The sequence below is a fragment of the Roseibium algicola genome (assembly GCF_001999245.1).
Lineage (GTDB): Bacteria > Pseudomonadota > Alphaproteobacteria > Rhizobiales > Stappiaceae > Roseibium > Roseibium algicola.
Genome location: NZ_CP019630.1, coordinates 417,975 through 442,648, shown reverse-complemented (window position 1 = coordinate 442,648; position 24,674 = coordinate 417,975). Strand labels below are relative to the sequence as shown.

Below are 24,674 nucleotides of genomic sequence, written 5' to 3'. Positions count from 1 at the left end.
AATGTTGGCAAGGATTAGTTGATCCAGCCCTGTTCCTGGTAGTACTTCGCAGCACCCGGATGAAGCGGTGCGGACAGGCCGTCCTTCACCATTTCTTCCGGCTTCAGGTTGGCAAAGGCAGGATGCAGCTTCTTGAAGGCATCGAAGTTCTCGAACACTGACTTGACCAGCGTGTAGACGACTTCATCGTCTACCTTGGCGGACGTGATGAAGGTCGCGCCGACACCGAAGGTGGTGACGTCTTCGTCATTGCCGCGATACATGCCGCCCGGGATAGTGGCCTTGCGGTAGTAGCTGTTGTCTTCGATCAGCTTTCCGACAACCGGGCCGTCAACGTTCACGAGTTTGGAATCGCACGCCGTGGTTGCTTCCTGAATGGAACCGGACGGGTGGCCGACCGTGTAAACCATGGCATCGATCTGGTTGTCGCAGAGGGCGGCAGACTGTTCTGCAGCCTTCAGCTCGGTCGCCTGCGCGAAGTCATCCGTGGACCAGCCCATTGCTTCCATCAGAACTTCCATGGTGCCGCGCTGACCGGAACCCGGGTTGCCGATGTTGACCCGCTTGCCTTTCAGGTCCTCGAAGGACGTGACGCCGCTATCGGCGCGGGCAACGACGGTGAACGGCTCGGGGTGCACGGAGAAAACGGCTCGCAGGTCTTCGAACGGGCCTTTTTCCTCGAACTGCGAGGTGCCGTTGTAAGCGTGATACTGCCAATCGGACTGCGCAACACCAAACTCCAGTTCGCCTTCACGCACCGTGTTGATGTTGTAGACGGACCCGCCGGTAGATTCCACGGAGCAACGAATGCCATGGTCCTTGCGGCCCTTGTTGACGAGCCGGCAAATGGCTCCGCCGGTCGGATAGTAAACGCCAGTCACACCACCAGTGCCGATGGTGATGAATTGCTCTGCAGAGGCTGCGCCGGTGAATGCGATGCTGGTCGCCATGACGGCGCCCGCAAGGTTCAGTTTCATCATCATTTGACTTGGCTTCCCTTTGTTTGAATTCTTGTGTCCGGCATGGCGATCCACGCTAGACGTTTTCAAATTCGTCGAGCAGACGATTGTGTCTGTCGACCTCCTGGATCCGGGCTTCCGCCTCGGCTCCGGCCCGCGCAACCAGCATGCCTGTAATGGTTTCGATAAGCACAAGCGTGGCTGCGTAAGACGAAAAAAAGTGTGGACTTTCAGTGCGTTGTATGAAGTGGTAATTCGCGAATTGCAACCCTGGAAAGGCGTGGCTGTCGGTCAGGACGATCACCTGTGCACCATTTCCTGCCGCCACTTTTGCCGCGCGTACCGAACGGTGGGCATAAGGGTGCTTGGACAGGACGATGACCGTGTCGGCCGATGTAATGCCGGCAAGTGTGCTGCCCAGAGTGGCACCATTGCGCCCGGCAACGACCCACCTGTCATCGAACCACTTGGCCAGATAGGCGAAATAGTCGGTAAAACCTGCTGAGGCGAGGGCTCCTATCAGGATGATCTTGCGGGACTGGCTGAGCCGGTCGACGGCAGCATCCAGAACGGCCGGGTCAATGTCGTCCACCAGTGCCTTGATGTTGTCGATGCAAGCGGAGACCTGCCGTGGCAGCAAAGGCAGGTCGGCATCCGAGCGCAGCTTCCTGGCCTTGTCCTGAAACGTGTCCCGCCCACGGTGGCTCAACTCGTTCCGGGCCTGTTCGCGCAACGCTTCGTAATCTGAAAAACCCAGTGCCCTTGCAAGTCGGGTGTAGCTCGCCGGCGAAACGCCACTGGCCGATGCGACCGACCTCAGGCTGCGGGTGGCGATTTCCACCTGGTTTTCCGCAATGTAATCCGCTGCCGTACGCAATGCATCGCTCAGGTCGGCATAATTGGCCGAAATTGCTGTGCGAAGATGGGGCGGCGAAATGGTTTCCATCCGGTTACTGTTCCATTTGTTTTTTACATTGTCAATTTGTGAAACAAATGTTTCGCGTTGAAAACGATCCCTCCCTTTCTACCGGAAATCCCTACGGTTTTGCCCGTCCTGCCCGCACTCGCAAGGCAGTAAAATGTCCCTGTCCAAGTGGTTTGACGCGGCGATGACGGTTCTCGGAACCTGCTCAAAACGTCACTGGTAAAAATACACGTATAAATAGATTTTTGAAATTTTTTACACGTTAAGGTTTTGTTAATGATATAATCCCTTGGGGGCATTGCACTTTTCCTGTGACCATAAGGGGAGAGAGACATGACTGACTACACATCGAGAACTTTGGCCACATGTGCCCGGTCGGTGCTGTTGACACTTGCAATGGCAGCTCCGGCAATTGCCGGTGACTTCTTTGAAGTCGAGCCCGGGGTCGATCTCTATTACGAGGATCACGGATCGGGACTTCCGATCGTGTTTGTTCCCGGTTGGACCTTCACCACACAGGTTTTCGAACATCAGATCGAGGCCTTTGCGAAAGACCACCGGGTCATCACCTTCGATCCTCGAAGCCACGGCCGCTCGACGCTGACACTGGAAGGCAATAACTACGTTACCCAGGGGGCTGACCTTGCAAAGTTGCTTGATCATCTCAAGGTCGAAAAGCCGGTGCTGGTGGGGTGGTCATTCGGTTGCCTGACCACTTGGGAATTCATCAAGACAAGGTCTGTGGATGCTGCGTCCGCCCATATGTGCATCGATCTTTCGCCGACACCGCTAACCGGTAACGACGGCGACTGGGCTGAGGGAAGTGTCGCGGAAATTGCGGAACTTTACAGCGGCATTCAGTCAGCTGAAGGCCAACGCAACGTCATCAACTGGTATGCCGACGAGGTCATGATCGAACAGGACTACACGCCGGAACTGTCCCGCTGGATTGTTGACCAGTCGACCAAGTCGCCACCATTCGTGGCCGCGGCTTATCTGGCAGCCGGAAATTTCAGCAATTACCTGGAGACGGCCAAGGAGGTCGACGCGAAGCTGCCGTCGGCCTTCGTGATCGCCGATCACTGGTCCGACAGTGCCAAGGCCTACCTTGCCGTCCATACGCCCAACAGCTCGGTGCAGGCCTTTGGTGGCCATATGATGTTCTGGGAGTATCCCGACCGGTTCAACAGGGTGCTGGCCGGATTCATCGCACAGATCGAATAAGCTTCAGGCTGAACCTTTGAGTAAGTGGCGGGTGAGGCCTTGAAACTCTGCCTCACCCGCATCTGTTAGGTGACCCAAGTCGAAGGGCTTTAGGCAGCCTGCAACGTATAGACCGAGAACCATTTGTTCTCGTCGCTGTCGACGTCCGTGATCTGCCATCCACCCTCGCGGGCGATGCCTTCGAACGCTTCCTCGTTGTATTTGTGTGAGTTTTCCGTGTGGATTGTCTCGCCCTTTGCGAATGCGACGGTTTCCCCGGCGATGGAGACCTGCTGCCGAACCAGGCTTTCCAGATGCATCTCGATACGGCTTTCGCCGTCGTTCCAGATGGCTTTGTGTGCGAAGGCGGCGAGGTCGAAATCGCCATCCAGTTCCCTGTTGATCCGCTGCAAAAGGTTCTGGTTGAAGGCTGCTGTAATCCCGGCTGGATCGTCATAGGCTTCCTGCAGGACTTTTGCATCCTTTGGCCGGTCCACACCGATAACTAGGCTGGCCTCCGGCATGGCTGAGCGAATTTTCGACAGGAGTGCCGCTGCCTCGGTTTTCTCGAAGTTGCCGATCGTGGAACCGGGAAAGAAGATCAGCACTGGCAACTCGGGCAGCAACGGCAGTTGTCCGAAGGGCTGTGTGAAATCGGCAGCAACCGGGATTACCGCCAATGACGGGTATGCGCGGCGCACCCGTTCGGCAGCAGCTTTCAGATGATTGGCTGAAATGTCGATCGGCATGTAGACGGACAGGTCTGGAAAGGCATTCAGCAACAGGTCTGTCTTGCGGCTGGACCCGCTGCCCAGTTCGACCATCGCTCCGCGTGCGCCCGGTAGACGGCGATATTTCCTGGCATTCTGGGCGAGGATCGAGATCTCCGTTCTGGTGGGGTAATAGGCATCCAGTTCGGTGATCGCTTCGAACAGATGTGACCCGACATCGTCGTAGAGCCATTTGCTGCTGATCGCCTTCTGGTCCTTGAGGAGACCGGAGAGAATGTCGTCGCGAAACATATCCGACTGGTTCTCGTCCGTTTGGTTCTCGGGAGAAACATGCTTGGTCATCATTGATCTCCCGCCAGCCTCAGGCCGAGCATCTGCCAGCGTTGGTGTGGATAGAAGAAGGTGCGGTACGACGACCGCAACTGTTCCTTCGGGGTCGCGCAGGACCCGCCGCGCAGCACCATCTGGTTGACCATGAACTTGCCATTGTATTCGCCAATGGCCCCCTCGGGTGGTCTGAAGCCCGGATAGGGGCTGAAAGCGCTGCTGGTCCATTGCCAGACATCGCCCCAAAGACCGGGCCTGCGGCCAACAGGCTGAAAGGCTCCGCTTTCCAGGAAATTGCCTTCGATCGGGGTCGGCTCTGCAGCGGCTTCCCACTCTGCTTCCGTCGGCAACCGGCGACCTGCCCAGCGGGCAAAGGCTTCCGCTTCGTAGTAACTGACGTGGACAACCGGTGCCGCAAGATCAACCGGTCTTGGACCCTGCAAGGTATAGGTCCACCATTGACCGTCCTGCTGCCACCAGTAGAGGGGGCTGTCCCAACCGTTCTTCTCTCGCACGGCCCAGCCTTCCATCAGCCAGAGCGTTTGGGCTGAGTAACCACCATCTTCCATGAAGGCGATCCACTCGCCGTTTGTTACGGGACGATCCGAAAGACGATAGGGCTCCAGCCAGACCTTGTGACGTGGCCCTTCGCAGTCATAAGCAAAGCCGGTCCCGTCGTGGCCGATTTCGAGAAGACCACCGTCGTAGGAAACCCATTCGGCGGTTTCAACCGCGCTGACCGGTGCCGGTTTTGGCTCGATATAGGCGGGCAGCAGCGGATTGAAGGAAAACGCATGGAGGAGATCGGTGACCAGCAGTTCCTGATGCTGCATCTCATGATGACAGCCGAGGGTAATCAGCTCTTCAAGCTTGTCCTGTTCGAGCGAAAAGGCGTTTCGGGCAACTCCTTCACGCAGGGCGTCTTCGACGTGTGAGCGGTAGTCAAGCACGTCGGTGGCGCTGGGCCGCGAAAGCAGGCCCCGTCTCGACCGGGTATGCCTCGGGCCGGCTTGTACGTAGTACGAATTGAAGAGCACGGCGAAACGATCATCGCGTGGCTGATAGCCAGGCAGCGAAGGCTTCAGGATGAATTCTTCGAAGAACCAAGTGGTGTGTGCCATGTGCCACTTGGGCGGGCTGGCATCCTCCATGGATTGCAACCCCATATCCTCCGGACTGAGGGGGGCGGCGAGAGCAAGTGTCTGTGCCCTGACCCGATCGAACAGGTCGGCAACGGCGGAAAGAGGCGCTTCATGCGTCCGCTCATCCAGCAATGTCATTTAAATCCCTCCACGCGGGAACCGGCTGCTGTGCCTCCAGCCGGACCTGTGTCTGCCACCAAGCGACTTCTAGGTAGGCACCGAACGGGGCATTCCAATGTCGGAAATTGCACCGGTCCTGTGCACAAATGCGCGATCAAGGCACTTGGTTGCGTATTATTGATAAAAAAGAACGATGTTGAGATTGATCTTCAATCGGTTGGATCGGGTGCGGAAAGTCACCAAGTCGTTGAGAGTGATGGAAGTTTTGCGTTTTGCCTTCCCGCAGATCAGGTGTGACCGTCGAAACCCATCCTAAAAAACAGCTACTGACAGGGTGTGTCAGGAGTTGCTGCAACCAGAGTTCACATTGATGTGAGGGAAGCGAAAATCGTTTCGCGTCAGCTTGAAATGGCCCTTCGCAGCAGCGCCGCACTGCCTGTCTCGGGCGGCCTCCGTGTTTTCCTGATGAACTTCACTTGACTTATTCGGACGACCGTCCTAATTCGTCAATAGGTCACTTGTCCTAATGAATTATGCGGAAATACGAAGGGAGATGGATATGGTTGCGGCAGGCGAGACACGGCGTCAGATCGTGGATGCGGCGGACAGCCTTTTCTATGCCCAAGGTTTTACGCAGACGTCCTTCGCGGACATTGCCGCAGCGGTGAAAATCTCGCGCGGCAACTTCTATTATCATTTCAAGACCAAGGACGAGATCCTCGATGCCGTGATCGACAAGCGTTTGTCGGATCGAAGAGAGCTGCTCGCCAAATGGGACGAGACGGCGGATGAAGCACGGAAACGGATTGAATGTTTTATCCGGATTGTCATCGTCAATCAGACGAAGATCATGGCTTACGGCTGTCCCGTCGGTACGCTGACGACGGAGCTGGCAAAGATCGATCATCCTTCACGGGGCAAGGCCAACGAGATCATGGCCCTGTTCGGCGACTGGCTTGAAACACAGTTTCGCGAAATCGGCTGCGGTGAGAATTCGCGGGACAATGCGATGCATGTCCTTGGCTGGAGCCAGGGCGTCGCGACACTCGCCCAGGCATTCAAGGACAAGGACTATGTCGAGCGTGAAGTCTCGAAAATCCTGAGCTGGCTGGACGGTGTCATTGCCGGAACACAGCAGAACAAGATCCAGTAACTCGCCTTTGCCTTTCGTAAAAACCTTCATGGAGAATGACATGTTTGTCGTGACACTCACCTTTGCTGACAAATCCCGGGCAGGCGAACTCATGGAAGGCCACAAGGCCTGGATCCAACGCGGGTTCGAGCAAGGATATTTCCTGATGGTCGGCAGCCTGCAGCCGAACCGCGGCGGCGGGATTATAGCGCACGGCGCTAGCCTGGAAAAACTTGAAGGATTTGTTGCCGAAGACCCTTTCGTTGCTGAAGGTGTCGTGACGGCCGAAATTCTGGAAATAACACCTGCGCGGTTCGATGATCGCCTGGAGTTTTTGGCTGCCTGATCGCGGATCATGATGCAGTAAGATGTTCATGAGGGACGGGGCAGGTTGCCAGTGACGGGTTTTTGGTGGCACATCGATCTGGAATGACTATCGATGGAGATGGGACCGTGCTTTCAGACAGCGCGGATCCGGGAGGACGCCAAATGCTCGAACTCAAGGGATCCATTCCCGCCCTTGTCACACCGTTCAGGGACGGAAGCGTTGACATCGAAGCGCTGGAACGTCTCGTTGAGTGGCACATTGCCCAGGGCAGCGACGGGCTGGTTGCTGTCGGGACGACGGGCGAAAGCCCGACTGTCTCCAAGATCGAGCATAAGGACGTCATCAAGCGGGTCGTCGATCTTGTGGCCGGCCGCATTCCGGTTGTTGCCGGGACTGGCTCCAACGCAACGGCGCAATCCCTCGACATGCTTCAGCACGCTGAAGCCGTTGGCGCAGATGCGGCGCTGGTCGTGACGCCCTATTACAACAAGCCCAACCAGGCAGGCCTGCTCAGCCACTACAAGGTTCTCCACGACAACAGCGCGATCCCGATCATCCTCTACAATATTCCGGGCCGGTGTGTGATCGACATATTGCCGGAAACCATGGCCGAGATGGCACGCTGGCCGCGGATTATCGGCGTGAAGGATGCCACCGGCAGCATGGAGCGGGTCAGCAAGCAAAGGGCACTTTGCGGCAAGGCTTTCATGCAGTTCAGTGCTGAGGACGCCGCTGCACTGGGTTTCAACGCCCATGGCGGGCAGGGGTGCATTTCAGTGACCGCCAACGTGGCTCCAGGCCTTTGTGCCGAGTTCCAGAGCGCATCACTTGCTGAAAACCTCGAACTTGCCCGGGAGTATCAGGACCGCCTGTTGCCTCTCCACTCCGCGATGTTCCTCGAGCCACCCGCAGCCTGCGCCAAATACGGCCTGTCCAGACTGGGGCTTTGCCACGAAGATGTCCGCTTGCCGCTGACACCGGTGACTGAGGCAACCCGTCGCGAGATCGACAAAGCCATGGAAATCGCCGGTCTGCTCTAGAGTCCCAGCTCATTCGCCATACACTTTGTGGCTGGAAATCGCTTTCCGCGCGATTGGTTATCTGAAGCGCCCCGAGCAGGGGCGCTTCATTTTTTTGATCAAGCCGTGACGGGCTTACTGAACCCGCGGATAAAGCGTCTCGATTTCGCCGAGATCGCTATTGCCTTCCAGCCGGTCAAGTTCCGGCTTCCACGGGCAGGCGACAGCCGGTGCGTTCAGCATGGCAAGAGCCTTGCCGGCAGACGCAGGGATGACCTGTGTCAGCGCTTCCATGACGACGCGCAGGCAGTCCAGCGTCACGTAGATCACCGTCTGGCAACGCTCGCGGGTCTCCTCGTTCTTGATGAGATCCCAGGGAGCCTGCTCGGCGAAGTAGTTGTTCATCTCGTCGGCGACGGTGATGATCGACTGCATGCGAGCCGGGATTTCAGCAAGGTTGACCCATTCGCCCATGCCCTTGGTGGCTTCAAGCACGGACTTGCGGATCGCTTCGTCCTCGGCTGACAGCGGACCCGGTGCCGGCAGTTTGCCGTCAAAACGGGCCTTGGAGAACTTGGCCGCCCGCGACAGCAGGTTGCCGATCTTGTTACCCAGTTCCGTGTTGTAGGACTGGGTGATGAAGTCGACCGAAATCTGGCTGTCGCTGTCCGCACGCATGTGCCGGGCAAGGTACCAGCGCAAGGCGTCGACGCCCAGTTTCTCGATGACCTCGATCGGATCAACAACGTTGCCGATGGACTTCGACATCTTGACGCCGCCCGCACCAACCCAGTGGCTGTGAACGGACAGTTTCTTCGGCAACGGCAGTCCGGCGGCCATCAGCATGATCGGCCAGTAGACGCCATGCGGCTTGAGGATATCCTTGCCGATCAGGTGCTCGCATTCCGCCCACCAGCTCTCGTAGCCTGCTTCCGGCCAGTTGATGTTGGTGAGGTAATTCGCCAGCGCATCGAACCAGACATAGGTGACAAAGTCGGTGTCGAAAGGCAGTTCGATACCCAGGGTTACACGGGCCTTCGGCCGGGAGATGCAGAGATCTTCCAGCGGTTCGGACAGCATCTGCTTCAGTTCGTTCTTGAACGCTTCGGGCTGGACGAAGTCCGGATTTTCGGCGATGTGCTGCAGAAGGCGCTCGCGGAACGGTTCCATCTTCAGGAAGTAGTTGGTTTCCTCCGTCTGCTCCACCTTCATTGTCGGGTGCAGCGGGCACTGGCCCTCTTCGGTCAGATCGGATTCCTTCTTGAACTCCTCGCAGCCCTTGCAGTAGGTGCCGGTGTAGTTCTTCTTGACGATCAGATCCTTGTCGAAGATCGACTGCTCCATTCCAGCGACGGCCGTCTTGTGGCCCTCGCGGCTGGTGCGCACGAAATAGTCGTAAGCCACGTCCAGACGGTCGAAGACATCGCGGAATTCTGCACAGCGCATGTTGAGGTAGTCTTCAACCGACATTCCCTCTTTTTCCGCTGCTTCCTGGTTCTTCTGTCCGTGCTCGTCCACGCCGGTGGACAGCATCATGTCATACCCCAGCGCCTGTCGGTTGCGTTTCAGGATATCGGCCATCACGGAGGTGAAGGCGTGACCGATATGCGGAGAACCGTTGACGTAGTAGATCGGGGTGGTGATGTAGCTTTTCATCCAAACGCTTTCGAAATGTTTGGGCGGAAACAAGTCCGGTCCGGCCTGTTGCGGCGCATCTGCCGTTCCGCCTAAAGAGGTGCGAGCTATATTCCATACTCGCCCGCACAAGAAAAGCCCCGGCCTTTGAAAAGACCGGGGTTCTGCTTCGTTATATGGGGTGCGGCAAGGCCGATTGAAAGGTCAGCCGATCAGCCAGATGCCACCCAGAACGAAGAGCGCCAGAAACGCTGTCTGCGTGACCAGCATCCAGATGGCCGGGCCGCCGACTTCCAGCAGTTTCGGGATTGAGGTTTTCATGCCCACTGCCGCAATTGCGGCCAGCAACGCCCAGCGGGAAACGTGTCCGGCCGCCTCCTTGGCAACGTCCGGAATAAGGCCGAAGGAATTGAGTGCGGCAAGCACCAGGAAGGCGACAACAAACGCCGGCATGATCGGAGGACGGGCGCTGCCCGGCTCCGAACTCTTGCGCAGGATGAGCGCCGCGACCAGAACGATGGGCGCCAGCATGGTGACGCGGATCAGTTTCACCAGCGTCGAAAGGTCTCCGGTTTCCTCGGAGATCGAGAAACCGGCGCCGACAACCTGGGCAACATCGTGGATCGTGCCGCCAAGGAAGACACCGGTCGCGTCCATGGAAAGGCCCAGGGAGGAGGTGAGGATCGGGTAGAAGATCATCGCCAGTGTGGACAGGACGGTCACGGTAATCACCGTGAAGGCGAGATCGCGTTCGGCATGTTCGCGTTTCGGCAGGATAGAGCCGATGGCCATGGCCGCGGAGGCTCCGCAAATGGCGACTGCGCCGCCGGTCAGAAACGAAAACAACCTGTCTCGTCCGAACAACCCACCGATCAAGAGGGAAAAGCCGATGGTAACCAGGACGCCGAGGATCACCAGAAGCAGAAACGGCAGACCCAGCTGCTGCACCATTTCCACACTGATGCGGACACCGAGCAGGGCAACGCCGACACGAAGCAGCGTGCGGGCTGCAAAGGCGATGCCTTCGCCCGTGCGCTGTTCCTCCGACAGAAAGTTCAGCGGCATGCCAAGCAGGATGGCCATCAACATGGCCGGTGCTCCGTAGTGCTCGTTGAGGAATTGCGCAGCAATGGCGACAAGCCCGGCAATCGCAATACCCGGGAACAGCCGGTTAGCCCGGTCTTTCAATGGAGCAACCATGAAACGTTCTTAGTCCTTGTTGATGTTTACCGGTCGACGGGAAGGCCGCTCGGGACAGTGGCAGGGATGCCGAAGGGCGGGGCCGTGACGGACTGCGTGCCGGTCAGGCTTTTCAGGAAAGCCTCCAGATCGGCAATCTCCGCATCCGAAAGGGGGAGAGGTTCAATATCCCTGAATCGGGCCTGACGCGCCATCTCACGAGCGTCATTCCAGACCACAAAATCGATCGCCTGCAGCCAGGGCGCTTGTGGAAGGGCTGCGGTGTCCGGTGTCCAGGCTTTCAGCATTCCATCGGGGTCGAGATGATGCCGGATGATCCCCTCCAGCGTGGGGTATGCGCCATTGTGCCCGTAAGGGGCGGTCAGCTCGACATTGCGCAGCATCGGGGTCCGGAACCGGTAGGCATCTTCCAGGCGGTCGGTTTCTCCCATCACGCCGACATCGCGCACCATCGGATCGAAGCTGCGGGTGCGGCCCGGACCAAAGGGGGGCAGGCCCAGGGCGTGGAACTTCTGATCGCTGAGCAGTTTGCCCGAATGACAGGAGGAGCACCCGGCCTTGCCGTAGAAGAGATCGAGACCCCGCTTCTGAGCCAGATCCAGAGCGCTTTCGTCGCCGGTGAGATACGCGTCGAACGGGCTGTCGAAGCTCTGCCATTCAATTGCCTGGAAAGCTGCCAGCGCATTTGCGATTTCAACGATCGTGACCGCTTCAGGCGCGTCGATATGATCGAATGCCTCGACAAACAGGCGGCCATATTCCGGAATGATGCGGACGCGTTTGGCAAGGATCGGCCAGGCGTTGTCGATGCGATCGTAGATGGCCCCGGCGATCTCGTTTTCCTTCGGATTGCCCGCCATCTCGAACTGGGCCGTCACCGGAAAGACAGCCTGGGCGGCGAGCAGAGAATTGAAGCCCGTGGGCAGCCATTCTTCCGCCGGCGAATTGAAGCCGTTTTCGAAGGTGTCGGCAATCGACAGGCGGCCGTCATGAAACAGGACGTGGAGCTCTTTTGCTCCCAAGTTCCAAAGGCCTGGAGCGTTTCGCGGAATCCGTTTCTTAATGCGGCTGTCACCGGTTCCGGCAATCCGCATGAGCCCCAACCCATCGCCGCCTTCGCCGATGCCGAGCGACAACCGGTCTCCGGTGCCAAGGGTCGGGTGGTGGCATGTGGCGCAAGCAATATTCCTGTTGCCGGAGAGGATCTTGTCGTAAAAAAGCAACTGGCCGAGGGCTGCCTGCTTTCTGTCGAAGGCGATGAAATCGTCTTCCTTCAAGGGCGGTGGCAATTCGGAAGCAATCGCCGGTGCCGACAAGCCGAAGACCAGAGGGAGCAACCGCAACACATGAAAACCACGCTGACCGCCGCTCTTTTTACTCTTGTGTTGTGCACGAGTTCTGCTCAGGCCGAAATCGAAGCCGCGCGCGACCTGATGGAGGCCAATCGCTACGAAGAGGCGATGAAGGAACTTTGGCCGGCTGCACGTTCCGGCAACGCGGATGCGGAAGAACTGATCGGTGTAATGTACGCAATGGGTCTGGGCGTCGAGCGCGACGACCAGCGGGCATTCGAGTGGTATCTCAGAAGCGCGATGAAGGGGCATCCGGGTGCCCAGTCCGGTGTCGGCTGGTACTATGAGGTGGGCCGGGGCATGCCGGCTCCGGATCTCGTGCGGGCTTACATGTGGTACACGCTCTCTGCCATCGGGGGGGACCCCGACGCCGCGATCTCTCTGGAAGAGGTGGTCAAGAAGATGACCAAAGACGAGATTGAGAAGGCGCATATTCTGGTCGGTGATTACAAGGTCTGGATGTATCCGTTCAATTGAAAGCCGGCGGTTCGTTCCTGATCGGCGCAGAACTCGCGTGATCGAGTGCTGGGCGGACCGGACCATTGAGTTCTGGCTCTCCCGGGTCTCCCACGGCTTCACCATGGGACGCGTGCCGATCCCTGTCCAGTTTACGGCAGGCACGATTCCGGACCGGTGCATGTGCTGGGATGTGTCACGCCCTGCAGTGGCAAGGCGTGACACGGTGTTTCGTCAGTTCAGATCGGCAGAGCGATTGGCGTTGATGTCGGCTTCGGCCGCAGCCACGGCTTCTTCCAGGGCGCCGAAGATCTCGCCGCCGCGTCCGACATTGCCCTTGAACCAGTCATAGACCGGAGCGGCTGCTTCCTTGAAGGCTGCCTTTTCTTCCGGGGTCGGGACGTAGAGATCGCCGCCACCGGCAACGAAGTCCTCATAAGCCTTGATCGACTTGCGCTTCGGTGAGGCGAAGGTTGCCTGCTGCAGGGCGTAGAAACCATCCACCACGACGCGGCGAAGGTCTTCCGGCATGGACAGGAACTTCTCGTTGTTCATCCACCACAGCGCGCCCATGTAGGCATGCCCGTCGAGGGTGACATACTGAAGACCGGCATCCGGGAACTTCATGCCCATGATGTCGGTGATGCCGTTCTTGGAACCTTCGACAACGCCGGTCTGCAGCGAGGTGAACAGTTCCGGCCACGGGATCGGCGTCGGAGCAGCACCAAGTGCCTTGACCAGTTCCTGCGGCAGGTCGGCCACCACGGTGCGGATCTTCAGGCCCTTCAGGTCTTCCGGCTTGGCCACACGATGCTTGGTGTTGGCGAAGTTGCGCCAGCCGCCGGTGTTGCCGATGGTCATCAGGCGGATGGTGTCACCGGAATCTTCCAGTGCCATCGTGCGCATGGTGCGGGTGAATTCACCCGACAGGACATGCTCTGCAATCCGGTCGTCGCTCATCATGTAGGGCAGGTCGAGAACCTGGACATACGGGAAGATGCCCGCCGCGCCGCCGGAGGTGGAGATGTAGATGTCGATCGCACCGTCGGAAATGCCCTGAAGGCATTCAGCGCCGTTGGAGCAAAGCTGCGTGCCAATGAACAGTTCGACCTCGATGGCACCGTTGGAAGCGGCCTCAACGAAGTTCTTGAAAACGACAAGACCGTCGTAGTCTTCGTCGTTTTCGTTGGAGTTGGCGGTTGCGCGCAGCGTGTAGTCAGCGGCAAGCGCGCTCAGCGACGATCCGGCAAGCATCGCCGCGACGGTGAGCGTTTTCAGTGCAGTTTTGAGCATTAGGTTCCTCCCTTAGAAAGCTCAGGATCAGTTGGCAAATCCGGTCAGACGCGGGATCGTCATCGAAAGTGCCGGAATGTAGGTGATCAGGAAGATCACCGCGATTTCCACCGCCAGAAACGGCAGGATGGCTTTGGCAATGGTTTCAACCCGTTCCCTTGAAACCGAAGCCGCAACGAAGAGCACCAGTCCCATGGGCGGCGTTGCCAGGCCGATGGTCAGGTTGACGCTCATGATGATGGCGAAATGGATCGGGTCGACGCCAAGGTTGACGAAGATCGGTCCAAGAATGGGGCCGAGAATGATGATCGCGGGGCCTGCATCCAGGAACATGCCGACAACGAAGAGCAGCAGGTTGATCAGGAACAGCAGGATCAGCGGGTTCTCCGACAGGGTGAGAACGAACTCCGCCATGATTTCGGGAGCGTGGCTGAGGCTGACGACGGTCTTGAAGGCCATCGCCGCACCGACCAGGAGAAGCACCACTGCAGAGGTTATGCCAGCCCTGTTCAGGACACCCGGGATCTCGGAGACCTTGATGGAGTGCAGAACGAAGAAGCCGATAACCAGCGCGTAGGCAACTGCGACCGCGGCCGCTTCCGTTGGCGTGAAGACCCCCAGCAGAATGCCGCCGAGAATGATGATCGGCGTCTGAAGCGGAGCAACTGCTTTCTTGCACACGACCCGAAAATCTTCCGAGACAGCACTTCTGAGCTTCCACAAGAGCACATGGGAAACCGCCAGGAAGACTGCGAACAGGATGAACGAGGTCATCGTTGAAAGGGACGCGAACCCGGTCAGGTTGATCACAAGGTCCGCGATCACCGTGAACAGGGCAGCCAGGTTTGCCCTCAGCACGACAAAGGAGAACCAGTATTCCACCGGTGCCATGGTCTGGCCGGGGTTGACGATCCTCTGTGCTTTGGGAAGGTCGTACTTGTTGGCCATGACCTTGACCATCAGCATCAGGCCGATGCCGACCATGATGCCGGGTACGATACCGGCCAGGAACAGCGCAGCAACGCTCTCGCCCATTACATAGGCATAGATGATCATGATGCCCGACGGCGGAATGATCGGCCCGATGACGGAACTCGCCGCGGTGATTGCCGCAGCAAAACGCCTTGTGTAACCCTGCTTCTCCATTGCCGGGATCAGCATTGATCCAAGAGCGGAGGTATCGGCAACAGCGGAACCGGATAGGCCTGCAAACAGCATCGACGACAGGATGTTCACATGAGCAAGGCCGCCGCGCAGATGTCCCATCAGGGCCTGGCTGAACTCGACCAGCCGCATGGTGATGCCGCCCTTGTTCATCAGCTCGCCTGCGAGCATGAAAAACGGAATCGCCATCAGAGGAAAACTGTCCATGCCGTTGTAGACGTTGCGGTAAAGCAGCGTGATGTCTTTTTCCTGGCCGTTCAGCCAGAGCAACAGGCCAGGGGCCGCCAGAAGGCCGAAGAAGACAGGCAGTCCGATCAGCAGGAAGACGAGGAAAACGGGAAGGAACCAGATCAGCATCAGTCAGCTCCTGCCATGTCGGGATCGGGAATGACCGGCATGCGGTCGGCGCCACCGAAGCTGGCGATGATGTTGCGCAGGATCAGCTCGATGTTGACGAGCGTCAGCAGGAATACGCCGACGAGGATGGAAGCCATCATCCAGCTGCGCGGCACGCGGATCCATTCGCTGAAGGAAAGGTTGCCCGGAACATAAAGCGAGGCGGTTGCGAAACGGCCTCCGAAACCGGTGACTTCCGAAAAGCCGATCTTCAGGGCAACGACGAGCACCACAAGTGAAATAAGCAGAAGGAGCAGGGATATGGCGCTTCCCAGCAGGCGAGGCAGGGAATGGGTGAACATGTCGATGGCAACGAAACCGCCTCTGCGGAACGCTGTTGGTGCCATAAGACCTGTCATCCAGAGCATGCAGAAACGGGCTGCTTCGTCCGGCCAGGGCAGGGCATTGTTGAAGACATAGCGGAACACGACCTGAACCAGGATCGCGATCACCATCAGGGCGACGGCAACGATGCCGATGCCCCGGCCAATTCGCAACAGCAGCGAATTGACGAAGTCGAGCGGTGCAAGAACCGCCAGCAAAATGCCCATTCGGGCTCCTCCCTGGATCAACCGGCCGTCATGTGCGCGAACATGAGAACCGTGAAGCTGATCATGTAAAAAGTGGTGAAGCGGTCTTCTGCGTTCTCCTGAGACAGAAGGCTCCTCACTTTCCTCCAGAACGGGCCGGTCGCCGCCCCGTTTTCCGCCCTTATTTTGGAGCGATTTGTCCGAGTTTGCCTGCATAAAACGTCAGGGCCTCGCCTGAACGCATCTCGGCCTGCAACACCTGCCCAAGAACGATCAGATGATCGCCGCCCTCATAGGCGGTGAAGCGCTTGCACTCGAAGCGGGCGAGACAGTTTTCGATCAGGGGCACGCCGTTGTCGTCGATCGTATAGGTGAGCTGATCGAAAGCATGGGCATTACGCACGAAACCGTTGCAGACTTCAGCCTGTTCGTTGCTGAGCACGTGAATGGCGTAATGTTCGGCCGTTTCGAAATACCTGAACCTTCGCGATCCCTTATCCGGCATCCACAGGACAAGTGCCGGTTCCAGGGAGACGGATGAGAAGCTGTTGGCTGTAATGCCGACGGGGCCGTCGGCCGAGCCGGTGGTCACCACCGTAACACCGGTGGCAAATCGACCGAACGCATCCCGCAAGAGGCGGGTGTTTTCGGCGTCCGGTTCGAAGGTCACGGTATGATTGGCATTCTGCATGGTCATCAGGGCACCTCTGTTCCAAGCGCCGCTTCGTAAAGACGGTACCAGGTTTCGCGATCCAGGCTGACTTTCAGCGCGTCGGAGATCTGGGCAATGCGCTCCAGATTGTTCGTGCCCATGACCGGCAAAAGTTGCGCCGGATGAGCCAGAAGGAAGGCGACCGCGACTGCGGACCGGTCTACACCGGCCTCTGCAGCGATTTCGTCCATCACGGTGCCAAGTTTGCCACGTTCGGAAATCAGCGAGCCGCCGCCGAGGGGAGACCATGCCATCAACCGGGTGCCGAGGCGCTGGTGGAACGCGAGGTCGCCATTGGTGAACGGCGCTATTTCCTTCAGTGATATCTCGATCTGGTTGGTCATAAGCCGGTTCGACATCGCCGACTGCAGCAGCTCCCAGTCCCACGGGCGGAAATTGGAGACACCGACATTCCGCACCTTGCCGCTCTTGACCAGGTCATCGAGCGCGGCGCCGGTCTCGTGATGATCCATCAGCGGGTCCGGGCGATGGATCAGCAGCAGGTCGATGGTCTCGATGCCCATCTCCGTGAGGGAGAACTCGACCGACTTCTCGATGTGAGATCGGGACGTGTCGTAGTATTTCACCCTGGCATCCGAGTACCGTCCCATCGGCGCGACAATGTCGCATTTGGTGACGATTTCCATCTGACCACGCAGGGCCGGATTGGCCTTCAGCGCCCCGCCAAGCACGGCCTCTGCGGCATAACCGCCGTAAATGTCAGCCTGATCGAAGGTTGTGATGCCCTGGTCGAGACAGGTCTGGATCTTGCGTTCCACGTAAGCGGGGGACGTGTCGCTGTCGTCGCCGATGCGCCACATGCCATAGATCAGCCGGGAGAAGTCCAGGGTTTCAGAAAGTTTCACGCGGTCCATTAGCGGCGCACTCCTTGGCCAAGTGGGGTTGCCGGCGTTTGAGCCGGTACACGACCATAGGCGTGCGGCAGGGAACATGTCTTCAGATTCGGCAGGACCCTGGACCCGAAATGCCTGGCTTCTTCCAGGTGCGGATAGCCGGAGAAGATGAAGGCACGAATGCCCATCTTCTGATAGGCCTCGATCTTGGACATCACCTGATCGGTTGACCCGACCAGCGCTGCCCCGCAACCGGACCGCGCCCGGCCAACACCCGTCCACAGGTTCGGTTCGATGTAACCGAATTCATCGGCGATCTCGCGGTTCTTTGCCTGGTGGCTCACCCCCAGCGACTTGGCATCCAGTGCCCGTTCGCGAATGGCGGTTCCCTGGGTCTCGTCAAGTTTGGAGACGATATAGTCCGCGTATTCCTGCGCTTCCTTTTCCGTGTCGCGCACGATCATGTGCACGCGCAGGCCATAGTCGAGTGTACGGTTGTATTTCTCGGCGACTGCGTTGACCGCCTTCATGCGGCCTTCCAGTTCCTCGATCTTTTCCGGCCACATCAGGTAGACGTCGCAATGCTGACCGCAAAGGTCCAGCGCATCCGGAGAATAACCCCCGAAATAGAGCAGGGGGCCACCGGTCTGGTAAGGCCGGGCGGGGTCCGTGGTCAGGCCCTTGAAGTTATAGACCTGGCCTTCGTAATTGATTTCGTCCTGCGTCCAGGCCTGCTTCAGGATCTCCACCACTTCCCGCGAACGCTGGTAGCGATAGTTGCTGTCGGCCTGCTCGCCAGGAAAGTCGGACGAGATGATGTTGACCGTCAACCGGCCCTCGAGCATGTGATCCAGCGTGGCAATGGTCCGCGCCAGCATGATCGGCTGCATCTCGCCGCAGCGAACCGCTGCCAGCAGGTTGATCTTGTCGGTGATCGGCGCGCAGCCGGCGACGAAGGACAGGGTGTCCTGGCCCACCTGATAGGACGACGGGCACAGGATGTTGCGGAAGCCCTGCTGCTCGGCTGTTTTCACGATCGAAGAGCAATGCTCCCAGGAGGAACGCAGATGGCCTTCGGGTACGCCCAGAAACTGATAGTCGTCGGAACACAATGCGGCGAACCAGGATACCTCCGCTGCATCAAGATCCGGTGACGTGACTGGGACTACGGTCATGAAGTGCCTCCCTTGGACCATCTTGTAGAATACCGAAACCCGCATGCGCCGACATGGGTGCGATTGAGGTTTCGCTATTTTCGTTTGTTTTCGAATGGCTTCATTCTGCCTTCGATTTCTTCTTGCATATCACCCGTTTTGATGTAAATCAATAGTGTATCAATTTTGAAAACGAGACCTTCGAACCGCCATGCCAACCGCCTCGCAAACCTCTACCGCGCTGCCGTTATATGTGCAGATAAGCGAGCTTTTGATCAGGGATATCGCGGCCGGGCGGCTGATCGACGGGGAGCGGCTGCCGCCTGAAAGGGACATGGCAGAGGAGCTTGGCATCTCCATCGGAACCCTTCGCAAGGCACTCGCCGACCTTACGCAAAAAGGCTTACTCGAGCGGATCCAGGGGTCGGGAAACTACATACGGCAGGGCGGTACGCATGAGAGCGTCTACGCCATGTTCCGTCTGGAACTCCTGACAGGAGGTGGTCTGCCTCGCGCGGATATTCTGGACGTAAAGCGCCTGGACAAGCCGGACGATCTGCCGCTTTTCGGTACCAGCGCCGAAGGCACCCGTATCCGCCGGCTGAGGTTTCTCAACGACGTGATGATCGCGGTGGAGGAAATCTGGCTCGACGGCGACGCGGGATTCGTGCGGCGCGAGCTTCTGTCGGACTCGCTTTACCGCTTTTACCAGAAACACCTCGGGTTCTGGATCGTGCGTGCAGAAGACCGAGTGACCATCCGTGCGCTGCCGGATTGGACGCCGGAACTCTTTCAGAAGACGCCGGGCACTCTCACAGGCTTTGTCGAACGGTTCAGCTGGGCGGATCGCCCCAAGCCGGTCGAATATTCGCGAACCTGGTTCGACACGGACCGGGCGCATTACGTGCAGCGCTTGAAATAGGTGGACGAGAAATGCCACCGCGCATGGAGGACTGAATGCCTGCAAAGGTAAGATATGGTGTCATTGGCTGTGGGATGATGGGGCAGGAGCACCTGCGCAACATCGCACTCCTGCCGGACACCGAAGTAACGGTGATCTTCGAGCCGGACGCCGGAATGGCGGAAGCGGCCGCAAGATTTGCGCCTCTTGCGCGATTTGCCAATTCCGTTTCGGAACTGCTGGAAGTGGACGAACTGGACTGCATCCTGATTGCCAGTCCGAACCACTGCCATGTGCCGCAGATGGAAGAAATTCGCCGCAAGCGCCCGTTGCCGCTTCTCGTCGAAAAACCTCTCTTCACCGATCCCAAGGATGTTGCCGAGCTGGAGGCTTTCAAGGCGTCCTATCCGGCGCCCGTGTGGGTAGCGATGGAGTACCGCTACATGCCGCCGATCGCGGCGTTGATCGAGCAGGCGGAAGCAGCCACTGGCGGCATCAAGATGCTGACCATCCGCGAACACCGTTTTCCCTTCCTCGACAAGGTCGGCGCATGGAACCGGTTCAACCGCTACTCCGGTGGTACATTCGTTGAAAAGTGTTGCCATTTCTTCGATCTCATGCGGCTGATCATGCAATGCGAACCAGTCCGCGTGATGGCGTCGGCCGGCCAGGATGCCAACCACAAGGACGAGGTCTACAATGGCGAGCAGCCGGACATACTCGACAATGGCTATGTGATCGTCGACTTCGAAAACGGTGCTCGGGCCATGCTGGAACTTTGCATGTTTGCCGAAGGCTCGCGCTACCAGGAAGAAGTGTCGGCCGTTGGCCCGGAAGGCAAGATCGAAGCCTTCGTGCCGGGTCCCGGACGCTTCTGGCCAGAACACCTCGGCGAGCCGCCGGTGCCCCAGCTTGTCGTGTCGCCCAGGTACCCGAAGGGACCGCGCCAGATCGATATTCCGGTTGACCCGATGATCCTCGATGCAGGCGACCACAATGGCTCGACATTCTATCAGCACGAAGGCTTCGTGGCTGTCGTACGCGGTGAAAAGTCGACACCTGAAGTGACGCTTGAAGACGGATGGCGGGCTGTGGAAATGGGGCTGGCGGCACAGCAGTCTGCCCGTACGGGTCAGTCCGTGACGCTACGATCTCAGGCGCTTTCCTCCGTCGCCTGCTGACAAGACGATTTTCCTCTGGAAACCTGGCCGGTACGACATTTGTCGTGCCGGCTTTTTTCTTGCCAGTCCGGCAGGCGAGAAAGGGCTACCAGCGTTCCTTTGGCAACAGGGACTGCACGTTGTTGGAACTGAAGCCATCCCGTCCGCGCCGCAGGTTGATGGCGCGGATCGGCACCTGGTATTCTCGGCCCGTGTCCGACTTCTTGCACTGCTGTTTCCGGTAGGCGAAATTGTCCGGCACGTTCCTGTGGTTTTGTACAAGGACGCAGAAGACGTCGTAGCGGCCGTTCACGGCCACGTCCCGCCGCGCGCCCTGGGCGACGATTACCTGCATGTGGCGGGTGAAGGCCTTGTCGAAAAGCATAAAGTTGCAGTAGGGCTCGCTGCCGTTGGGTGTGCGCGTGCTCTGGCAATAAAATATTTCTGCCCAGGCTTTCTGCGGAGCAGCGACCGGGAAAGAGCCGATCGAGACCAAGCCCGCCAATACGGCTGCCAGAGCGTAACGCTTCACCATTCCCTTAAACTCCTGGTCGAAATGCAGTTTTTTTCAACGTGATCTTGCGGACAGAATATCACTCCACGTAAGATTTACCCGTGACGCCCCTCACAGGGAATAGGCGTGACGACGAAATTTAGCTTGCCTCGGGAACGCACAGGTTCCCGTCACGTGCACAGACACATGCACCGACATCGACAGGGTTGGTTGAACCGGCCCCCGGGAGGTCCCAATGCGTAAGTCTCTTTCCGTTCTTTTGTCTTCCACTTTGATTTTGCAAACGGTTTTCGTAAACGGCGTGCTTGCCGCGCCGGCCCTGACGACCGCCAACGTGAATTTCCGACAAGGCCCGGGAACGAACTTCGGCTCACTGGGAACGGTGCCGTCCGGCACGCAGGTCGAAATGGAGAACTGCGATGACAGCGGGGCCTGGTGTTCAATCAGCTACAACGGCCAGAACGGGTTTGTCAGCGGACAGTATCTTCAGCTTAGCGAACCGGAACAGACGACCGGCTGGCCGCGGTCTTTCCAGACCGACGCCGGGGCGACGCTGGTGCTCTACCAGCCGCAATTCACCGAGTGGGACAACTTCAAGACCCTGAAGGCGATGGTGGCAGCGGAATACATCAAGGACAAGGATGCCAAGCCTGTCTTTGGTGTGATCGGTGTCAGCGGCGCGACCGTGGCCGACACCGACAAGAGCGAAGTTGACATCAACCAGATCCAGGTAACGGAACTGAACTTTTCGGCCTTGGACCGGGAATCCCTCACTGACCTGTCGCTTCAGGTCGGCAAGATCATGCCGACAGGTACGATCACCGTGAAAGAGGATCGGATCACCGCAGGCCTTGCCGAATACCAGCGCATGGAGGATGTCCAGGGCCTGAGTTCGGAAGCACCACCTATCTATGTCTCGACCGAGCCGTCCATTCTCGTGCAGACCGAAGGCACGCCGATCTTTGCGCCAGTCAAGGGTGATCAGGGGCTCAGCTTCGTGGTCAACAGCAACTGGGACATTCTGAAAATCGACGAGAGCGGCGAACTCTATCTGCGCGATGAAAAATCCTGGATGAAAACCAAGGACGTCTCGGCAGGGTGGGAAGCGGTCGACAAGCTGCCGGATCTGATCGGGTCTCTTCCAGATGACGATAACTGGAAGGAAACCCGGGAAGCGATCCCGGGGGAACCGTTCGCGGACAATACTCCGCCGAAGGTGATCTATTCAGACACACCGGCCGAAATGATCGTCTTTGACGGCGAACCGGCTCTGGAACCGGTGGATGGCACCGATCTGGAATGGGCGTCCAACACCGAAAGCGACGTGTTCTTCCTGAAATCGACGTCCACCTGGTACATTCTGGTATCCGGCCGCTGGTTCAAGTCGACCTCGCTCGACGGGCCGTGGACTTTCACCACTCCGGACATGCCCTCCGATTTTCAGAACCTGCCGGAAGACGCGCCTTACTATTCGGTCCGTTCGTCCATTCCAGGCACTTCTGAAGCCTCGCAGGCACGGCTGAAAGCCAGCATTCCGACAACGGCTCGCGTTGAGGTCGGTTCCGTCAGTGCGGATGTCTCCTATGCCGGCGATCCGGAATTCGAGAAGATCGACGGCACGTCGATGTCCTACGCGGTCAATACCAGCGACCAGGTGATCCAGGTCGGTGCGAAATACTACGTGCTGCAGGACGGTGTCTGGTTTGTCGGAGACAGCCCGGAAGGACCATTTACGGTTGCCACGGCGGTTCCTGACGAGATCTACACCATTCCGCCGTCTTCCCCGGTCTACAACACCACCTATGTGCGCATCTACGACAGCGAACCGGGAGCGGTCTGGTACGGCTACACGATGGGCTATCTGGCTGGGTTCCTGTCCTGGGGCGTCTTCGTTTACGGCACAGGCTATTATTATCGGCCCTGGTACCGTCCGGGGCTGCGCCCGATCTACTTCCCGCGTCCGGTGAGCTACGGGATCGGTGCCTTCTACAATCCGGTCCGTGGCACTTTCGGACGCTATGGCTATGCCTACGGTCCGCTGCGCGGCATCGCCGGCGGTGGCATCTATAATCCGCGTACGGGCGGCTACATTCGCGGTGCCGCCATCAGCGGCCCGCTCGGCAGTGCAGGCTTCATCAGCGCCTATAATCCGCGGACCGGCAATCGTGTCGTGGTTGGCGGAGCCCGGGGCATTTACGGCTCCTGGGGTGGCAAGGTCGTAAGCGGGCCGGAATGGTCACGCACGCGCGATATCCAGGCTGGCGCCGTGCAGCGCTGGAAGCAGGACGGCAATCTGGGCCGTGTGGCAAATCTTGATCGCCGTGGTGACGTCTTTGCCGGCCGGGATGGTAGCGTCTATCGCCGCGATGGTGAGAAATGGCAGAAATTCGAGGGTGGTCGTTGGGGCGAAGTCGCTGCGCCCTCCCGCGAGGCAATCCAGGACCGCATGGGTGACATTGGTGCCGGACTGGCCGGGGGAGCGATCGGCGCCGGCGCAGGAACAGCCCTTGCCAACCGCCCCCTTGGCGACAAGATCCAGAACCGGCCGAATGTTCAACGCCCGACCAACCTGCCTGCTGGCCAGCGTCCGAATATCGAGCGTCCCAACGTCCAACGCCCGAATGTTCAAAAGCCGAATGTGGAGCGCCCAAACGTCCAACGCCCGGCGCAGCGGCCCAACGTTCAGCGCCCCAATGTGCAACGCCCGAATATCCAGAAACCGAATGTGCAGCGACCGGCGACCCGCCCTGCCACACGTCCGGCGGCCCGGCCCCAGGCGCCTGCACACCTGAGCAGGGACAACCGGGCGAGAACTGCAGGCAACCGGCAGGTCAATCGGCAGCGCAACGTTCAGCGCTCACGTCCGCAGGCACGCCCGCAACGTCATGGCGGCGGCGGCGGTGCGCGCAGGGGAGGCGGCGGACGCCGCCGCTGAGAAAACCTAGATTGGAAGGTCGCGGGCATCCGCGATCGATTCCATGGTCATGTACGACGTGACCGTATCCAGATCAACTTTCTCGATCAGGCGCTGATAGACGCGGTCGAAGGCATTCATGTCTTCGGCCACCACTTTCAGCATGTAGTCGTAGTCTCCGGCAATCCGGTAGAAATCGATCACGTTCGGAATGGCCACCACTTCGCCCCTGAACCTTTCCAGCCACTCCTTGGAATGGTGCCGGGTCCGGATCATCACGAAGACCGTGAGGTTCAACCCGAGCTGCGCCGGGTCCAGCCGGATCGTATGTCCTTCAATCAATCCACTGTCGTACAGCGTTTTCAACCGGCGCCAGCAGGCATTCTGGGAAAGACCGACCTTGTCGGCAAGGTCTCTTTGCGAAAGACGTGCGTCGCGTTGCAGGGCGCGCAGCAGCGCGCGATCAATATGATCGAATTTTTTCTCCATGTTCGATCAATTGACACGATCTGGAGCCTAAAACAATCGAATGAGGTGAAGATATCCCAGTGAA

Annotated in this window: 23 protein-coding genes; 8 read left to right on the top strand and 15 right to left on the bottom strand. The window is 58.6% G+C overall.

The window, feature by feature from the left end:
* Positions 1–14: 14 nt before the first annotated feature.
* Together B0E33_RS02180 and B0E33_RS02175 are read right to left on the bottom strand one after the other, a co-directional pair.
* Positions 15–983 carry a TAXI family TRAP transporter solute-binding subunit gene (locus tag B0E33_RS02180; protein WP_023000225.1) on the bottom strand — a complete coding sequence of 323 codons (969 nt, stop codon included), beginning with the start codon at positions 981–983 and terminating at the stop codon, positions 15–17.
* Positions 984–1,035: 52 nt separating this feature from the next.
* On the bottom strand, positions 1,036–1,905 hold the full coding sequence (locus B0E33_RS02175) for a MurR/RpiR family transcriptional regulator (RefSeq protein WP_055659167.1): 870 nt from the start codon (positions 1,903–1,905) through the stop codon (positions 1,036–1,038).
* Positions 1,906–2,217: 312 nt separating this feature from the next.
* Between B0E33_RS02175 and B0E33_RS02170 the strand changes: the two genes are divergently transcribed.
* On the top strand, positions 2,218–3,108 hold the full coding sequence (locus B0E33_RS02170; RefSeq protein ID WP_077290300.1) for an alpha/beta fold hydrolase: 891 nt from the start codon (positions 2,218–2,220) through the stop codon (positions 3,106–3,108).
* Between the two features lie 89 nt (positions 3,109–3,197).
* On the opposite strand, the gene egtD is transcribed toward B0E33_RS02170, so the two are convergent.
* Entirely contained in the window at positions 3,198–4,160 is a 963-nt protein-coding gene (egtD, locus tag B0E33_RS02165; RefSeq protein WP_077290299.1) for an L-histidine N(alpha)-methyltransferase, read from the bottom strand.
* Positions 4,160–5,425: an ergothioneine biosynthesis protein EgtB gene (gene egtB / locus B0E33_RS02160; protein WP_156912329.1), complete on the bottom strand. Its 1,266-nt coding sequence runs from the start codon at positions 5,423–5,425 to the stop codon at positions 4,160–4,162. The genes egtD and egtB overlap by 1 nt, the downstream gene beginning before the upstream one ends.
* 541 nt (positions 5,426–5,966) lie before the next feature.
* Between egtB and B0E33_RS02155 the strand changes: the two genes are divergently transcribed.
* From B0E33_RS02155 to dapA, 3 genes are all read left to right on the top strand, one after another.
* On the top strand, positions 5,967–6,560 hold the full coding sequence (locus B0E33_RS02155; RefSeq protein ID WP_077293111.1) for a TetR/AcrR family transcriptional regulator: 594 nt from the start codon (positions 5,967–5,969) through the stop codon (positions 6,558–6,560).
* Between the two features lie 40 nt (positions 6,561–6,600).
* Complete coding sequence (locus B0E33_RS02150) at positions 6,601–6,885, top strand: YciI family protein (RefSeq protein ID WP_077290298.1); 285 nt, start codon at positions 6,601–6,603, stop codon at positions 6,883–6,885.
* Between the two features lie 143 nt (positions 6,886–7,028).
* Positions 7,029–7,907: a 4-hydroxy-tetrahydrodipicolinate synthase gene (dapA, locus tag B0E33_RS02145; RefSeq protein WP_077290297.1), complete on the top strand. Its 879-nt coding sequence runs from the start codon at positions 7,029–7,031 to the stop codon at positions 7,905–7,907.
* A 114-nt stretch (positions 7,908–8,021) separates the two neighbouring features.
* Here dapA and metG read toward each other — a convergent pair whose 3' ends face one another.
* From metG to B0E33_RS02130, 3 genes are all read right to left on the bottom strand, one after another.
* Entirely contained in the window at positions 8,022–9,542 is a 1,521-nt protein-coding gene (gene metG, locus B0E33_RS02140) for a methionine--tRNA ligase (protein ID WP_075283644.1), read from the bottom strand.
* A 183-nt stretch (positions 9,543–9,725) separates the two neighbouring features.
* Complete coding sequence (locus B0E33_RS02135) at positions 9,726–10,721, bottom strand: YeiH family protein (RefSeq protein WP_023000216.1); 996 nt, start codon at positions 10,719–10,721, stop codon at positions 9,726–9,728.
* 26 nt (positions 10,722–10,747) lie between these two features.
* Positions 10,748–12,067 carry a cytochrome-c peroxidase gene (locus tag B0E33_RS02130; RefSeq protein WP_208997745.1) on the bottom strand — a complete coding sequence of 440 codons (1,320 nt, stop codon included), beginning with the start codon at positions 12,065–12,067 and terminating at the stop codon, positions 10,748–10,750.
* Here B0E33_RS02130 and B0E33_RS02125 point away from each other — a divergent pair, their 5' ends adjacent.
* Positions 12,068–12,550, top strand: a complete 483-nt coding sequence (locus tag B0E33_RS02125) for a tetratricopeptide repeat protein (protein WP_077290296.1) — start codon at positions 12,068–12,070, stop codon at positions 12,548–12,550.
* A gap of 213 nt (positions 12,551–12,763) precedes the next feature.
* On the opposite strand, the gene B0E33_RS02120 is transcribed toward B0E33_RS02125, so the two are convergent.
* The 6 genes from B0E33_RS02120 to B0E33_RS02095 form a co-directional block, all read right to left on the bottom strand.
* Positions 12,764–13,822, bottom strand: a complete 1,059-nt coding sequence (locus tag B0E33_RS02120) for a TRAP transporter substrate-binding protein (protein ID WP_055659181.1) — start codon at positions 13,820–13,822, stop codon at positions 12,764–12,766.
* A 27-nt stretch (positions 13,823–13,849) separates the two neighbouring features.
* Positions 13,850–15,343 carry a TRAP transporter large permease gene (locus B0E33_RS02115; RefSeq protein WP_077290295.1) on the bottom strand — a complete coding sequence of 498 codons (1,494 nt, stop codon included), beginning with the start codon at positions 15,341–15,343 and terminating at the stop codon, positions 13,850–13,852.
* Positions 15,343–15,933 (bottom strand): TRAP transporter small permease, encoded by a 591-nt coding sequence (locus B0E33_RS02110; protein WP_023000211.1) that lies wholly within the window; start codon positions 15,931–15,933, stop codon positions 15,343–15,345. Before B0E33_RS02110 ends, B0E33_RS02115 begins: the two co-directional genes overlap by 1 nt.
* A 160-nt stretch (positions 15,934–16,093) precedes the next feature.
* Positions 16,094–16,609: a flavin reductase family protein gene (locus B0E33_RS02105; RefSeq protein ID WP_062489207.1), complete on the bottom strand. Its 516-nt coding sequence runs from the start codon at positions 16,607–16,609 to the stop codon at positions 16,094–16,096.
* On the bottom strand, positions 16,609–17,499 hold the full coding sequence (locus B0E33_RS02100) for an aldo/keto reductase (protein ID WP_077290294.1): 891 nt from the start codon (positions 17,497–17,499) through the stop codon (positions 16,609–16,611). The genes B0E33_RS02105 and B0E33_RS02100 overlap by 1 nt, the downstream gene beginning before the upstream one ends.
* On the bottom strand, positions 17,499–18,653 hold the full coding sequence (locus B0E33_RS02095; protein WP_077293109.1) for an LLM class flavin-dependent oxidoreductase: 1,155 nt from the start codon (positions 18,651–18,653) through the stop codon (positions 17,499–17,501). The genes B0E33_RS02100 and B0E33_RS02095 overlap by 1 nt, the downstream gene beginning before the upstream one ends.
* Positions 18,654–18,843: 190 nt before the next feature.
* On the opposite strand from B0E33_RS02095, the gene B0E33_RS02090 reads away from it, so the two are divergent.
* Together B0E33_RS02090 and B0E33_RS02085 are read left to right on the top strand one after the other, a co-directional pair.
* A complete protein-coding gene (locus B0E33_RS02090) occupies positions 18,844–19,554 on the top strand; it encodes a GntR family transcriptional regulator (protein WP_055659191.1) in 711 nt (236 codons plus the stop codon).
* A 35-nt stretch (positions 19,555–19,589) separates the two neighbouring features.
* Positions 19,590–20,714, top strand: coding sequence for a Gfo/Idh/MocA family protein (locus B0E33_RS02085; RefSeq protein ID WP_077290293.1), 1,125 nt, complete (start codon positions 19,590–19,592; stop codon positions 20,712–20,714).
* Positions 20,715–20,799: 85 nt separating this feature from the next.
* Here B0E33_RS02085 and B0E33_RS02080 read toward each other — a convergent pair whose 3' ends face one another.
* Complete coding sequence (locus tag B0E33_RS02080; RefSeq protein ID WP_077290292.1) at positions 20,800–21,228, bottom strand: hypothetical protein; 429 nt, start codon at positions 21,226–21,228, stop codon at positions 20,800–20,802.
* Positions 21,229–21,442: 214 nt separating this feature from the next.
* Here B0E33_RS02080 and B0E33_RS02075 point away from each other — a divergent pair, with 214 nt between their 5' ends.
* Positions 21,443–24,142 (top strand): SH3 domain-containing protein, encoded by a 2,700-nt coding sequence (locus B0E33_RS02075; RefSeq protein ID WP_077290291.1) that lies wholly within the window; start codon positions 21,443–21,445, stop codon positions 24,140–24,142.
* Positions 24,143–24,148: 6 nt separating this feature from the next.
* Here the strand turns inward: B0E33_RS02075 and B0E33_RS02070 are convergent, their stop codons facing one another.
* A complete protein-coding gene (locus B0E33_RS02070; RefSeq protein WP_023000201.1) occupies positions 24,149–24,610 on the bottom strand; it encodes an Lrp/AsnC family transcriptional regulator in 462 nt (153 codons plus the stop codon).
* Positions 24,611–24,674: the final 64 nt, after the last annotated feature.

What these genes read in the sequence shown, in the direction of transcription:
- B0E33_RS02090 (WP_055659191.1), top strand. Translation starts at nt 18,844, where the DNA reads ATGCCAACCGCCTCGCAAACCTCTACCGCGCTGCCGTTATATGTGCAG.
- B0E33_RS02180 (WP_023000225.1), bottom strand. Translation starts at nt 983, where the DNA reads ATGATGATGAAACTGAACCTTGCGGGCGCCGTCATGGCGACCAGCATC.
- metG (WP_075283644.1), bottom strand. Translation starts at nt 9,542, where the DNA reads ATGAAAAGCTACATCACCACCCCGATCTACTACGTCAACGGTTCTCCG.
- B0E33_RS02070 (WP_023000201.1), bottom strand. Translation starts at nt 24,610, where the DNA reads ATGGAGAAAAAATTCGATCATATTGATCGCGCGCTGCTGCGCGCCCTG.
- B0E33_RS02105 (WP_062489207.1), bottom strand. Translation starts at nt 16,609, where the DNA reads ATGACCATGCAGAATGCCAATCATACCGTGACCTTCGAACCGGACGCC.
- B0E33_RS02120 (WP_055659181.1), bottom strand. Translation starts at nt 13,822, where the DNA reads ATGCTCAAAACTGCACTGAAAACGCTCACCGTCGCGGCGATGCTTGCC.
- B0E33_RS02125 (WP_077290296.1), top strand. Translation starts at nt 12,068, where the DNA reads ATGAAAACCACGCTGACCGCCGCTCTTTTTACTCTTGTGTTGTGCACG.
- B0E33_RS02100 (WP_077290294.1), bottom strand. Translation starts at nt 17,499, where the DNA reads ATGGACCGCGTGAAACTTTCTGAAACCCTGGACTTCTCCCGGCTGATC.
- B0E33_RS02155 (WP_077293111.1), top strand. Translation starts at nt 5,967, where the DNA reads ATGGTTGCGGCAGGCGAGACACGGCGTCAGATCGTGGATGCGGCGGAC.
- B0E33_RS02135 (WP_023000216.1), bottom strand. Translation starts at nt 10,721, where the DNA reads ATGGTTGCTCCATTGAAAGACCGGGCTAACCGGCTGTTCCCGGGTATT.
- B0E33_RS02075 (WP_077290291.1), top strand. Translation starts at nt 21,443, where the DNA reads ATGCGTAAGTCTCTTTCCGTTCTTTTGTCTTCCACTTTGATTTTGCAA.
- B0E33_RS02095 (WP_077293109.1), bottom strand. Translation starts at nt 18,653, where the DNA reads ATGACCGTAGTCCCAGTCACGTCACCGGATCTTGATGCAGCGGAGGTA.
- B0E33_RS02080 (WP_077290292.1), bottom strand. Translation starts at nt 21,228, where the DNA reads ATGGTGAAGCGTTACGCTCTGGCAGCCGTATTGGCGGGCTTGGTCTCG.
- B0E33_RS02170 (WP_077290300.1), top strand. Translation starts at nt 2,218, where the DNA reads ATGACTGACTACACATCGAGAACTTTGGCCACATGTGCCCGGTCGGTG.
- dapA (WP_077290297.1), top strand. Translation starts at nt 7,029, where the DNA reads ATGCTCGAACTCAAGGGATCCATTCCCGCCCTTGTCACACCGTTCAGG.
- egtB (WP_156912329.1), bottom strand. Translation starts at nt 5,425, where the DNA reads ATGACATTGCTGGATGAGCGGACGCATGAAGCGCCTCTTTCCGCCGTT.
- B0E33_RS02175 (WP_055659167.1), bottom strand. Translation starts at nt 1,905, where the DNA reads ATGGAAACCATTTCGCCGCCCCATCTTCGCACAGCAATTTCGGCCAAT.
- B0E33_RS02115 (WP_077290295.1), bottom strand. Translation starts at nt 15,343, where the DNA reads ATGCTGATCTGGTTCCTTCCCGTTTTCCTCGTCTTCCTGCTGATCGGA.
- B0E33_RS02150 (WP_077290298.1), top strand. Translation starts at nt 6,601, where the DNA reads ATGTTTGTCGTGACACTCACCTTTGCTGACAAATCCCGGGCAGGCGAA.
- B0E33_RS02110 (WP_023000211.1), bottom strand. Translation starts at nt 15,933, where the DNA reads ATGGGCATTTTGCTGGCGGTTCTTGCACCGCTCGACTTCGTCAATTCG.
- egtD (WP_077290299.1), bottom strand. Translation starts at nt 4,160, where the DNA reads ATGACCAAGCATGTTTCTCCCGAGAACCAAACGGACGAGAACCAGTCG.
- B0E33_RS02085 (WP_077290293.1), top strand. Translation starts at nt 19,590, where the DNA reads ATGCCTGCAAAGGTAAGATATGGTGTCATTGGCTGTGGGATGATGGGG.